This window comes from Neolewinella marina, from assembly GCF_002631205.1.
Lineage (GTDB): Bacteria > Bacteroidota > Bacteroidia > Chitinophagales > Saprospiraceae > Neolewinella > Neolewinella marina.
Genome location: NZ_PDLO01000004.1, coordinates 328,608 through 341,317, shown reverse-complemented (window position 1 = coordinate 341,317; position 12,710 = coordinate 328,608). Strand labels below are relative to the sequence as shown.

Sequence of the window (12,710 nt, the reverse complement as noted above, 5' to 3'; positions counted from 1 at the left end):
ATGCCCCGCAGCAAGCAATACAAGGAGGAAGAGGTCGTCGAGAAGGCCATGCACGTCTTCTGGCGGCACGGCTACGGCGGTACTTCCGTGCGGATGCTGGAGAAGGAGATGGGCATCAACCAATTCTCCATCTACGCCAGTTTCCGGAACAAGCGGGGGGTGCTGCTGGCCAGCCTGCGGCACTACCAGGCCAAGATGCTGCGGCTGGTGGACAAGTTGGAAGCCTCGCCCGACGGCGTAGCGGCCATCAAGGCCTACTTCCACGATTTCCTGGATTTCGCCCTGGCCCACCGGCAGCGGAACGGCTGCCTGCTCCACAACACCCTGGGGGAACTGGCTGCGGAAGCCGATCCCGCGATCCAGGCGGAGATCACCCCCTTCGTCGACCACCTGCGGCGGGTGCTGAAGGTGAAACTGGCCGCCGCCGCACCCCGGGCGGACGCAAGTACCCTGGACCGCCGGGTGAACTACCTGATGGTCGCCCTGCAGGGCCTCACCGCCGGCAGCAAGGTCTTCGACCGTAACCAACTGAACGACTACATCGAAGTCTCCTTCGAGCAACTCTAAATTTTTTTACCCCTTAACTAAGCGGTTGCTTAGTTATTAACCCCTTTAACAACCTTTCCCATGAATACACTGCAAAATCTGACCTTCCAGCCCCAGACCATTGAATCCGCCGACCCGGTAGCCCGCCCCATCCTGGAGCAGGCGAAAAAGAGCATGGGCATGGTGCCCAATATGTACGCCGGCATGGCCAACAACCCCGCCCTGCTGGATGCCTACACCCACGCCTACAACTCCTTCCGCCAGCACGCCGGCTTCACGCCCCAAGAGCAGGAGGTGATCTTCATGTCGATCAGCTACGAGAACGGCTGTGAGTACTGTCTGGCCGCCCACAGCTTCATTGCCGACAAGATGTCGAAGGTGCCCACCGAGGTGACCGACGCCATCCGCAACAACACCGAGGTGCCCGACGCGAAGCTGGGTGCCCTGAGCCGCTTCAGCAAGGCCTTCATCGCCAAGCGGGGCCGCCCCTCGGAATCCGACGTGGAGGAATTCCTCAGCGCCGGCTACACCGAGCGCCACGTAGCCGGAGTAGTGGCCGCCGCCGGCGTCAAGACCATGAGCAACTACTACAACCACGTCTTCGAAACCCCGCTGGACGATGCCTTCGCCAGCCGCGCGTGGAAGCAGCAGTAGCCTGCCCCCCGCTGAATAAGGAAAGCCCCCGTACCGATGTTGGTGCGGGGGCTTTTTTTTGGGGTACACATCGGATGTCCTCAGCCATTTTCAGCGGAGAACATCGGATGTTGAATGTGCTAAAAAACCCCAAATTCGGAGTGAAATGCCCCGAATAGGAGCATTGTGCCATGGTTTTGCCCATTTTCATCCGTTTTTCTCGACTCAGCCCCCTCGAGGACATCGGATGTCCCCCCGGACAACATCAGATGTCTAATCAGCAGTAAATCCCCCCCTCATGCTACACCTGCGCCCCGCTACCCCCCAGGATATCCCCCTGCTGCAGCACTGGTCGGCCCAACCCCACGTGGCAGCCGCCACGGGTGGTGAGGAGTGGGATTGGGAAACGGACCTGGGCACCCACCACCCGTGGCGGGAACAACTGATCGCCGAACTCCGGGACCGGCCCATCGCCTTTGTCCAGATCATCGACCCGGCCCGGGAAGAGAGCCACTACTGGGGGCAGGTGGCGGACCACCACCGCGCCATCGACCTCTGGATCGGCAAAGCGGAGGACCTGGGCCGGGGCTACGGCACGCTCATCATGGAGGAGGTCATCGCGCGCTGCTTTCGGGACCTCAAGGTTGTGGGCATCCTCGTCGATCCGCTGGTGACGAATACGGCTGCGATCCGCTTCTACCGCCGGCTGGGCTTCGTATTCTTGGAGGAGCGCGAACTTGGGGGCGACCCCTGCGCCGTGCACCTGCTGAGCCGGGAGGGGGCCGCTGGTCAGAACTTCAGGTAGGCCCCTTCCTCCTCGGAGACGTGGATCACCCGCTCCGGCACCGTCCGGTAGCCGGCGTCGACGCTGGAGTTTTCGAGGCGCAGTACCCCCCGGGGGCATACCGCCGCGCAGACGCCACAGCCTACGCAGCTGGCCCGCACGATGTCCTGCCCCTTCTGGGCGTAGGCGCGTACGTCGATGCCCATCTCGCAGTAGGTGGAGCAGTTGCCGCAGCTGATGCACTGTCCGCCGTTGGTGGTGATGCGGAAGCGGCTCTGGAAGCGCTGTACCAGTCCGAGGTAGGCCGCCAGGGGGCAGCCGAAGCGGCACCACACCCGGTTGCCCATCAGGGGGTAGAAGCCGGTGCCCACCACCCCGGCGAAGCCCGCGCCGATGAGGAAGCCGTACCACTTCTGCACCTTCCAGGTCTGAAAACCGAGCAGGCTGTCGGCGCCGGTGAAGTAGGAGTAGAGCGTCAGGGCCGTCATGCCGATGGCCGCCACCAGCACCCCGTGGATGATCCACCGCTCGAACTTCCAGGCGCGGAGGCTCTTGTCGCTGAGCTGCCGCCAGGGGTCGCCCATGGTCTCGGCGAGGCCGCCGCAGCCGCACACCCAGCTGCAGTACCACCGCTTGCCGACGAGGTGGACCATCAGGGGGACGCCCACGATGACCAGAAAGATGCCCCATACCAGCATGAAGGTGCCCAGGGCCCCGGCGCTCTGGAATTCCTCCAGCTGCCAGCTGAAGAAGAAGTCGTAGTCCAGCGGCCAGATATTCTTCAGGTCCTGCTGCGGCTTGTTCAGCGCACCGAGGATCTCGGGGATCAGGAAGGCGAAGGCCAGCTGGAAGAACATGACGGAGAAGGTCCGCACGACCTGATACCTGTTGTGGCGGTACTTGGCCAGCATGCGCACACCCATGACCAGGATGATGAGGGTGTACAGCAGTCCGTAGAGGAACCACTGACTGGCCATCCCCCCGAAGAGGCCCTGCTTCACGGGATTCACCATGGTGATCCAGGCCGTGACGTGCTCCGGGGCCCAGTACAGCAGGATATAGAAGCCGATGAGGTAGGTACCGGCCAGGATGCCGAGGTAGGCCGATAATCCGGCGGGGTCGGCCGCGCGGGCCGGACGGTTGCGCCAGGAATGCTCGGCGAAGAGCACCAGCCCGATGATGAGCAGGGCCACCACCACCGTCACCCCCGGCCAGAACCAGTCGCTGGCCATGTACCTCACCCCGTAACCGATGATGCCCAGGGTGGCCACCGCCAGGAAGACGCTGCGCCAGCCCAGGTTCAGTCCCTTGGTGAGCTGGGAGTGGTAGATGTGGTCGTGCTTGATCCCGGGTTTGCCGCGGAACTTCGGGATAATGTAGAGCAGTCCGCCCAGCAACCCGAGCCCGATGGTGAGCCCGAGGAAGAGCAGGGGATTGTCCTTCACCGGTCCCCGCTCGGCGGCGGTGGCCACCGAGAGCAGGCTGGATTTGAAGTAGATCGGATCCGAAAGCCGCAGGTCCCACTCCGAAACGCCGTCGGGGAGGGCCGCTTCGGCCATCAGCTGATCGACCCGCTCGTCGGCCCGGCGGCGGGCGGCGGTATAGACCTCCTCGATCTTGTCCTGGAAGCTGAAGCTGCTGCCGAAGGTCTGGTCAAACAGCCCCAGCTCCTGACCGGCGGCCTGGAAGGCGGCGCCCCTGACCTCGTAGACCAGGCGGGCCTTGGGGTCCGCTTCGGGAGCCGGCGCCGGGTCGTTCGAGCTCTCCCCACTGGAGGAGCCGGCGGATACTCCGGTGACGACTCCTTCCGGGGCGGGGGCTACGGTAGACAGGAACTCCTCTTCGCCGATCCGGTAGTTTTCCAGCCCGAGCATGGCCGTAAAGACGAGCAGGGCGACGGCGAAGAGGGCCAAGCCTACGTACTGCAGGGTGGTCTTGGGGGTACGTTTACTGGGCATCGGGACGGGCAATGGCACGGGGAGTGCGGGTCTTGAAATTGAGGAAGCGGAGGACGGCGTCGAGGCCGCGTTTCTTTTGCAGCCGGAGGTTACTGCCGGTCTGCTGGTTGTAAAGGGCTACGATATCGGCCTCGTATTCGGCGTACAACTCCGGGTCGAAGTTGGCCATGCCCAGGTTCTGCAGCACCTCCTCGATCGGGGCGCGGTTGGCGATCCATTTCTCGCAGACTTCCTGCCGGTAGCGGATGCCCATGAGGTTGAAGCCCCGGACGGCCCCGCCGTCTTTCTCGTAGTTGATGCGTACCGATTTTTCACCGTCGGGATGCTCCCAGTAGAGGGTGGCCAGTCCCTCCCGGCCGTGGGCGGGCACCTCGCCGTACACCTGGTACTCCAGGTCGACGAACTTGGCGGAGTTGAACCAGATGCCGGGGTCGTACGCCACCGGGCGCCCCAGCAGGGTATAGGCTACCGTTTCCCCCATCATGCGGCCGGTGTACCAGATGGCCTCGATTGCCTTGCGGCCCGGACGGGGCTGCCGCAGTTCGGCGCAGTCGCCGATGGCGTAGACGTCGGGGGCGGAGGTGCGCAGGTACTGATCCACCAGGATGCCCTTGCCGGTTTCCACGGCGTCGTTCCCCGCCAGGAAGCCGATGTTGGGGTGTACCCCGGCGGTGAGGCCCACGTACTGGCACTCGATGCGCCGGCCCGACTTCGTGGTTATGGCACCCGCGGCCCCGCCCCCGTCGTCGTGTATCTCCTGTAGCTCCGTATCGTGCAGCACCTCGATGCCCCGGCTCTGGATGTGGCGGCTGACCATTTCGCTTTCCTCCCGGGGCAGGACGTTGCTCCAGTAGCTGGATTCCCGCACCAGCAGGGTAACGGGGATGTGGCGGCTGTGGAGCATCTCGGCCAGTTCGATGCCGATGAGGCCGCCACCGACGACTACGGCCGACTGGATCTCGGGGGTGACCTTTTCCAGGTATTCCAGGTCCTGGACGCTTACCAGTCCGCCCACCCGTTGCAGGTCCTGTCCGGGCCAGCCAAAGGTGTTCCAGGCGCTGCCGGTGGCCAGCACGAGCTTGTCGTAGGCCAGGCTATCGCCGCCGGAAAAATGCAGGGTTTTAGCGGCCACGTCCACGCCTTCCACGTAGCCCCGCCGCAGTTCGATCCGGTTTTTGGACCAGAAGAAGGGCTCATAGGGCATGAGGTCTTCCCAGCGCTGGTGGCCCATGTAGACGTACATCAGGGCGGTGCGGGAGAAGAAGTAATCGGATTCGGCGGAGATTACGGTGATGCGGACGTCGTCGCTGAGCTTGCGCAACCAGCGGGCGGCGGTGATTCCGGCGATACCGTTGCCGAGGATGGCTACGTGCATAGGGGAGTGGGATGGGTAGTCGTGCAAACTACGGCGGGGCGGGAAAGTGCGGCAGCGAGGGGTCGGGTGGCCGTCTTTAGGGAAAATGTCCGCCCCGGAGCCCACATGCCCAAAACCAGCCGGGGCCGCGGACGATCGTCCGCGGCCCCGGCAAAGGTCCGAAGTCTGGTGCTGCAGAATCAGTTGGTGCGCCAGATGACCTGGTTGGCGGGGGAGACGATTTCCAATTTTCCGTTGTCGGAAAGCTGGAGTCCGGATCCAGCCACCCGCGTCCGCGTAGACCACAACTGCTCATTGTTGGGATTCAGGAAGCTGAGGTTTCCATCAGATTGCATGACGTAGCGGCCAGCGGGGTCGAGTGGTGCGCCCAGGTTGTTGTAGGAGCCCCAGACGAAGTGGTTGTTGCTGCTGTTGTAGATGACGAAGTTTCCGTCGGGCTGGTGGATCATGTAGTACTGCCGGTTGGGAGAAAAATACTGCTTGCCTACCTCCAGGGTGGTCCCTCCGGGAATGGCCGGGGTGGCCCTGCCCGCAATGGGAGCGGCGGGCGCCGGTTTCGCGGCATTGGGGTCCTGGCTCGGCCAGGCCACGAGGTGGTAGTTCTTGGATCCGTTACGGAAATTGGCGCCGCCTACTTCCGTGCCGTCCTTCCGCTTGATGACGTAGTCGTCGATGGCCTGGTAGATCGCTCCGTACGTCTGATAGGGGCGCAGGGGCAGTTCCGCCCCGTAGGTCTTTTCTTCCGTAGTGGCTACCGACCCGCCCCAGGAGTAGGACGCGGAAATTTCGATCGAGCTGGTCACCTCTACACTCGCCTCTCCGACGCCGGGTACCCCGCCGGATACTCCGGCCGTGACCGAAAAGCCCCGGGTAAGGCCGAGCGACGCGGCGTGGTTCTCCTCGTTGGTAATGCCCACGGTGTAGGCGAAGGTCAGGACGCCGTCCGTGTTCTGACCGGTGGTACTCTGGTCGACCAGCTCGTAGCGGGTGGTGCGGTGTACCGTGTACACCGGCGATTCCCGGAACTGCTCCAGCAGTGAGTTGTAGCTGTTGTCCACCACGCTGAAGCAGGGCACTTGATAGGTGTTGGTGGTGACGAAATTGCTGCCGAAGTTAATGGGCTGGGGGCCCGTCAGCTCGGGGAAGGTGGGCAGCTCGACGGGCTGCGTCAGGTCGGTCTGGAACTGGAGCACCAGGGCATAGGCCTTGTCGTCCGGGAACCGGCTGCCGCTGTTGCTGGCCAGGAAGGTGGAGGGGGGGATCACAAGTTCATCCTGCCCGCCCTTGATGCCTTGCTTTACGCCGATCTGGAAGACCGCAATGTCCCGGTCCGCGCCGCTGCCGGCATCGTCCCAGTAGGCGCGTATCCCAGTGGGGGCGATGGACTGGGGGGCGGCAGGCATGATCAATTGTACGGTCTTGTTTTTGGTCTTGCTGAAGGCCGTTTTCTCGATGCAGCGACAATCGTTTTTGCGGGGTTCCGGACTGCTGCCGTTGGTCGCGATCATACCCAGGGCCACGGAGGTGCCCGGGCAGAGGATGCGGAATACCCGTCCGTCGCGGTTTGCCCCGCTGCCGGCATCGTTCCACACTTCCTGGAAACCGGTGGGAACCTTCAGCAGGTTCTCATACCCGGGTTTGGGCCGCAAGGCAATGGTGAAGGGCATCAGTTTCTTGTCGTCCGCGGACAGGGAGGCGTAACTGCCTCCGTTACTGGCGGTATATATCCGCGACATGTATTTGTCGGTCACCATATCACCAAAGACGAAGTAGCCGGGCTTTGCGACGGGTTGCCAGAAGGTGACGTCGCGGTCCGCCCCGCTGCCCCGGTCGTCCCAGGTGCTGTAAGCGGTTTCGGTAAAGATGACATCGAAGAATTCCGAGGAGACGCCGTCGGTGGAATTTCCGCTTTGGGCGTAGGTGAACAGTGGCAATAGCATTGCCACCACGAGTAGGTACGAGTGCCTCATGGTCTGAGTTGGTGTGTGGTGAACCGGAACCACGGATTCATCCGCAATGATAGCAGCGGAAAGTGATCAGGGAGTGGTGCCGGGGGATTATAAGGTCATGATGAATATACGTAACAGGTGGGTGATTGTCAAGCTGTTACGGCCCCGTGCGGAAGGGTGGAGGAATTCCCCGGGCAGGATGAGTGAGTTGCGGTTGCCAGCTTTATCACCCATTTAATTGGGTTTGTGTCCGTTTTTTGAGGTCGTGAGGAGGCGGAAGCCCTTGGCTGCGAAAGTCCAAATCAATGACATAATTATTTGTGTAATACAATATAAATACGTATTAAATCGGTTTCAAATAAAATTATATACCAATCTCTGGTGCATGTCTTATACGGCTGGGCCGGTAGGGGCGGAGGGTTTTCCTCCTTGTGGCGGGAATCGGTTACCTTCTGCCGCTAATCCCCAACTGTATGCACCGCTACTTCGTCCAACTCGCCTACCGCGGCACCCATTACCGGGGCTGGCAGCGGCAGTCGGGCGATACGGTCACCGTGCAGGGGACCATCGAGGCGGCGCTGGCGCGGGTGCAGGGGCAATCCGGCAAGGGCCCCGCGGCGGGGGATCCGCCGAAGGTGGTGGGCTGTGGCCGTACCGACGCGGGCGTCCACGCTTCCGACTACTACCTCCACTTCGACGTGGAGGCTCCGCTGCGCGACAACTGGCTGTTCATCATGAACAAGCTGCTTCCCGACGATATCGTCCTCTACCGGGTATGGCCCGTGGCGCCCGGCGCCCACGTCCGCTACGACGCTACGGGGCGCACCTACGACTATTACTTCCACACGCGGGCCGATCCCTTTCTCGCCCCCGTCAGTAGCTACCTGGAGCTGGGGGAGTTCGATACCTGGGCGATGGAAATGGCCTTGCGGATGCTCACCGGCCCCCACGACTTCCGGGCCTTCTGTCTCACCCCCGACCGCCACAACACCACGACCTGCGAGCTGCGGGAGGCGAGTTTCCACCGGGAAGGGGAGGGGCGGTACCGCTTTCGCTTCGTGGCCGATCGCTTCCTGCGCGGGATGATCCGCATTCTGGTCTACCAGCTGCTGCGGGTGGGGCAGGGCGAGCTTTCCCCCGACGAACTGGCGGACGCCCTCGCTTCGGGCGAGCGGATTTCGGTGGGGCAGGCGCCGCCGCAGGGCCTGTTCCTGAGCCGGGTGGAGGGGCTGGCCCCTGGGTGAGTGGTCGGACGACTTAAGTGGTCCGACCGGTTAGTCGTCGGACCACTTAAGTCGTCCGACCATTTCAGCATGGACCACTAAGTCGTCCAACAAAAAAATCATGGACCAGCCTATTCCCGGTCCCGGGAATCCATCCAGATGGTCACCGGCCCGTCGTTCACCAGGGCCACCTGCATGTCGGCGCCGAACTCCCCGGTAGCGACCGGCCGGCCGGCCTCGGCCGACAACCGGGCCACGAAGCGCTCGTAAAGGGGGATGGCCACCGCCGGGCCGGCGCTGCGGGTGAAGCCCGGCCGGTTGCCCTTCTTGGTGCTGGCGAAGAGGGTAAACTGGGACACGACCAGCAGCCCCCCGTCGATGTCCGTCACGCTCAGGTTCATCTTGCCCTCCGCGTCCGAGAAGATGCGCAGCCGGCTGATCTTGCCACAGAGCCAGTCGATGTCCTCGTCGGTATCGGCGTCCTCGACGCCCAGCAGAATGAGCAGGCCGGGGCCGATCTGTCCGGAAACGGAGTCCGCAATGGTAACCGAGGCCTCACTGACCCGTTGGATAAGTACGCGCATGGGGGAAAGATAGCAAGGCGGCCGCCACCCCGGCGGGATCGACAAAAAGCCCTGACCGCGGTGAGCAGTCAGGGCTGATAATTTTGCAACCTTCCGGGAGTTACTCCGGTGGTATGAGTTACTTCTTGTAGGTGTCGTCGCTGACGGTCAGCTTGTAGCGACCTTTGGCGCGACGGCGGGCCAAAACCTTGCGGCCGTTCTTGGTAGACATGCGCGAGCGGAATCCGTGCTTGTTGACACGCTTACGCTTGGAGGGTTGGAAAGTCCTTTTCATGCTGTATTATTTTTTAAGGCACTCGTTACCGGGCCGGAGGTTCTGCAAAAGTCGGGCAAAGGTAAGGCTTTGCCGCTTAACCTACAAAGCACGGCTTCAATTTATTGTCACCGATTTTCCACCTTACCTTGGCTAAACAACCCCCTCCCATGTTGCGCAGCGCCCTCACCGCATTGCTGGCCCTCCCGTTTTTCCTCACCTGCCTGTTTGCCCAGGGCAGGTTACCCGGGCCCGCCGTAGCGCAGGCGCCGGTGCTCGAACTGCCCGCCCAGGACAACGATCGCCTGCTGGCCTCCGAGCTGGCGCTGCGCCGCCCGGACCGCCCCGAGACCTTCGCCGTCACCCTGCCGGTGGACGTGCGGCCCGCCCGCGACGGACAGTGGTCGAGCGCCGGCCCGGACAGCCTGGCGTGGCGGTGGAGCGTCCGCAGTCCCGGCGCCAAATCGCTGAACCTCGGCTTCACCCGCTTCGCCCTGCCCCCCGGCGCCCGCCTCTACCTGACCACGCGGGCCAACCGCTTCGGCCCCTTCACCGCCGCCGACAACGCGGAACACGCCCAGTTCTGGTCGCCCCTGCTGCGCGGCGACGAGCTGCAAGTAGAGGTACTCCTGCCGCCGGAGGGCAAGCGACAACTGGACCTGGTCATTTCCTCGGTCAACCACGATTTTGAAGGGGTGATGGACCTGCTCAGCGACGACTGCCACCTCGACGTAGCCTGCGGTGCGGCCGATGGTTACCCCCAGGTGGAAGCCTTCCGCGACGCGATCCGCAGCGTGGCCGCCTACACCCTGGAAGGGCGGGAGCGCTGCACCGGCTTTCTGGTCAACAACACCAACCAGGACGGCCGCCCCCTCTTCCTTACCGCCAACCACTGCGGAGTGAATGCCGCCACCGCGCCCACCCTGGTCACCTACTGGAACTTCGAAAACGACCAGTGCCGCCCGCCGGGATCGAACGACAGCGGTTCGGCCGGCGACGGACACCTCGAGGTGTTCAATACCGGAGCTCGGCTGCTGGCCAGCTACTCAGCCACTGACATGACACTGATCGAGCTTGACGAGCCCGTCAACCCCCGCGCCCGGGCTTTCTTCGCGGGCTGGTCGGCCGCGCTGTCTCCCCCCACCGGACGGGTCGCTACCGTCCACCACCCAAACCTGGACGAGAAGCGCATTTCCATCTCCGACCAGCCCGTCACCCGGTCCAACATCCTGGGAGAGGCCAAGGCGGACGGTGATTTTCTCCGCGTCGCCTACTGGGACGTGGGCTCAACCGAAACGGGCTCCTCGGGCGCGCCCCTCTTTGACGCCGCCGGGCGGATCCGCGGACAGCTCTTCGGCGGTTCCGCCGCCTGCGGGAACCAGGCCGAGGACATCTTCGGCTCCTTCGCCCGCAGCTTCTTGGGTGGCGGCACCGCGGCGACGAGCCTGGCCCCCTGGCTCGACCCCTGCGGTACCGGCACCCTAACCCTGGAGGGGCTCGACGAAGCCGCCCTCGCCACTGCCCTGGTGGCCAGTCCGGCCTGCCTCCGCAGCTGCACCGGGAGCATCAGCGAGTTCACCCTCACCCTGGGCGAAGCCTTTCCCGTGGGCACCCAACTCACCGCCGCCGCCCACCCGGACCTGCAGCTCACCCTGCCCGCCACCTCCGCCGGAGGGAATACCGTCACCCTGCGGGCCGACCCCACCGACGCCGCGGCCGGAAGCTACCCGATCACCGTAGTGGCCGTAGGGGGGCGCGGTTTTTCGGACACCCTCACCCTCACCCTTACCCTGGTGGCGGACGCCCCGCCGGCGGTAACCCTCCTACGGCCCGAACAGCAGAGCAGCGGGGTGGACCCCTTCCTCGAACTCGGCTGGCGGACCGCGGCGGGGGCGGTGACCTACGACCTGCAGATCTCCCAGGACGCTGACTTTACGGGACTCGTAGCCGACCTGCGCGGGCTGGCTACCACCTCCTTCGTCCCCGACTTCCCCCTCGCCGGCGGCACCCGTTACTACTGGCGGGTGCGCGGCGGGAACGATTGTGGCCCGGGCGCCTGGTCCGCACCGCGTAACTTCACCACGGCGGACCGCAGCTGCCTGCTCCGTACGGCCGGCTCCCTGCCCGTGCCCATTCCGGCGGCCCAGCCCGGGGAGGTGAAGGCCACCCTCGAGGTGAGCGAAGACCTGGACCTCTCCTTCCTGGAAGTGATCGTCGGGGTGGAACACAGTTTCGTGGGCGACCTGTCGCTGCGGCTGGTGAGCCCCGCGGGTACCAGCGTCCCCCTGCTGGATCCCCTGCTCGGTGGAGCCTGCCCGGCCACCGACCTGTACGTGGTCTTCGCCGCCGGGGCGGCAACCACGGCCGCGGAGTTCAGTGAGCACTGCGAGGACGGCAGTGTCGGGGATTACCTGCGCGTTCGCCCGGTAGGTGACTTTGCGGCCTTCGCGGAGGAGTCGGCCCGCGGTACCTGGCAACTCGTGGTTACCGACGAGGCCGCCGAGGACGGGGGAGCCATCACCGACTTCCGCCTGCGGGTATGCGAAGACCGGCGGGACGACCGCGACCTCAGCGTTTCCCTGCTGACGCCCCCGATCCTGTCCTGCGCCAACTTCGGGGGTACGGCCCGGCTGCGGGTCGGCGACGGCTACACGGCAAAGCCCTCCCTGCGGGTGGAGGCCGACGGACTGGAGCTGGACAACTACACCTTCCGCTACGATGCCGCTACCCGGACGATTGAAGTTCTGTTCAGCGCCTGGACGCTGGTGGGCCCCGGTACCGCGGACCTCACCTTCGTGGTGATCGCCGCCGACGGCAGCGAGCGGCGGGCGGTACACTCCCTGGAGGTACTGCCCGTGCCGGAACCGGTAACGCCCCTCGCGGCCCGGGTGGAGCCGGAGACCGTGACCTTCCGCTGGCGCCCCCTGGAAACGGCCCGCGCCTACACCCTGCAGGTATCGACCACGGCCAATTTTGCGGATACCGTTTACGTGGCCACCACCGCCGGCCGCCAGCTTACCGTGGCCCGGGACGCCCTGCCGGCCAGCTTTTTCTGGCGGGTGGTGTCCGTCAACGCCTGTGGCAGCTTCCCCGGGCCCGCCCGCGACATTGCACTCGATACCACGAGCAGCACCCTTACTGTTGACGGTGGCCGCCGCATCCACCTCTTCCCCAATCCCACCAGCGGCCAGCTGACCCTCGAACTGGAGGGGCGCTGGGCCGGGGAGACGGTCAGCGCCAGCCTCTTCAGCGCCACCGGCCACCGAATGGCCGAGTGGAGTGAACTCCGCGCCCCCCGGCAACGCTTAGACCTGGGTGCGTTGCCCGCTGGGGCCTACTACCTCCGCGTCAGTGGGCGCTTCGGCCACCTCACCCACCGGATCCTGCTCTTGCGTTGATTACCCT

Annotated in this window: 10 protein-coding genes; 5 read left to right on the top strand and 5 right to left on the bottom strand. The window is 64.4% G+C overall.

Annotated features, from left to right (window positions below; genetic code table 11):
* The 3 genes from CGL56_RS11840 (at position 1) to CGL56_RS11830 (ending at position 1,984) form a co-directional block, all read left to right on the top strand.
* Positions 1-567 (top strand): TetR/AcrR family transcriptional regulator, encoded by a 567-nt coding sequence (locus tag CGL56_RS11840; protein WP_099106767.1) that lies wholly within the window; start codon positions 1-3, stop codon positions 565-567.
* A gap of 60 nt (positions 568-627) precedes the next feature.
* The gene (locus CGL56_RS11835; protein ID WP_099106766.1) at positions 628-1,200 is read left to right on the top strand and encodes a carboxymuconolactone decarboxylase family protein; all 573 of its coding nucleotides are present in this window, start codon (positions 628-630) and stop codon (positions 1,198-1,200) included.
* A 277-nt stretch (positions 1,201-1,477) separates the two neighbouring features.
* Positions 1,478-1,984, top strand: a complete 507-nt coding sequence (locus CGL56_RS11830; protein ID WP_099106765.1) for a GNAT family N-acetyltransferase — start codon at positions 1,478-1,480, stop codon at positions 1,982-1,984.
* On the opposite strand, the gene CGL56_RS18465 is transcribed toward CGL56_RS11830, so the two are convergent.
* The 3 genes from CGL56_RS18465 to CGL56_RS11815 all read right to left on the bottom strand — a co-directional run bounded on the left by CGL56_RS18465 (position 1,969) and on the right by CGL56_RS11815 (position 7,236).
* Positions 1,969-3,921: a 4Fe-4S dicluster domain-containing protein gene (locus CGL56_RS18465; protein WP_245184256.1), complete on the bottom strand. Its 1,953-nt coding sequence runs from the start codon at positions 3,919-3,921 to the stop codon at positions 1,969-1,971. The genes CGL56_RS11830 and CGL56_RS18465 overlap by 16 nt on opposite strands.
* Entirely contained in the window at positions 3,911-5,296 is a 1,386-nt protein-coding gene (locus CGL56_RS11820; protein WP_099106764.1) for an NAD(P)/FAD-dependent oxidoreductase, read from the bottom strand. The genes CGL56_RS18465 and CGL56_RS11820 overlap by 11 nt, the downstream gene beginning before the upstream one ends.
* A gap of 179 nt (positions 5,297-5,475) precedes the next feature.
* The gene (locus CGL56_RS11815) at positions 5,476-7,236 is read right to left on the bottom strand and encodes a hypothetical protein (protein WP_167641674.1); all 1,761 of its coding nucleotides are present in this window, start codon (positions 7,234-7,236) and stop codon (positions 5,476-5,478) included.
* 482 nt (positions 7,237-7,718) lie between these two features.
* Here CGL56_RS11815 and CGL56_RS11810 point away from each other — a divergent pair, with 482 nt between their 5' ends.
* Positions 7,719-8,489 carry a tRNA pseudouridine synthase A gene (locus CGL56_RS11810; protein ID WP_099106762.1) on the top strand — a complete coding sequence of 257 codons (771 nt, stop codon included), beginning with the start codon at positions 7,719-7,721 and terminating at the stop codon, positions 8,487-8,489.
* A 110-nt stretch (positions 8,490-8,599) separates the two neighbouring features.
* Here CGL56_RS11810 and dtd read toward each other — a convergent pair whose 3' ends face one another.
* Together dtd and rpmH are read right to left on the bottom strand one after the other, a co-directional pair.
* Positions 8,600-9,052: a D-aminoacyl-tRNA deacylase gene (gene dtd, locus CGL56_RS11805; RefSeq protein ID WP_099106761.1), complete on the bottom strand. Its 453-nt coding sequence runs from the start codon at positions 9,050-9,052 to the stop codon at positions 8,600-8,602.
* 118 nt (positions 9,053-9,170) lie between these two features.
* Positions 9,171-9,326 (bottom strand): 50S ribosomal protein L34, encoded by a 156-nt coding sequence (gene rpmH / locus CGL56_RS11800; protein ID WP_099106760.1) that lies wholly within the window; start codon positions 9,324-9,326, stop codon positions 9,171-9,173.
* A 149-nt stretch (positions 9,327-9,475) separates the two neighbouring features.
* Between rpmH and CGL56_RS11795 the strand changes: the two genes are divergently transcribed.
* A complete protein-coding gene (locus CGL56_RS11795) occupies positions 9,476-12,703 on the top strand; it encodes a proprotein convertase P-domain-containing protein (RefSeq protein ID WP_099106759.1) in 3,228 nt (1,075 codons plus the stop codon).
* Positions 12,704-12,710 lie beyond the last annotated feature (7 nt).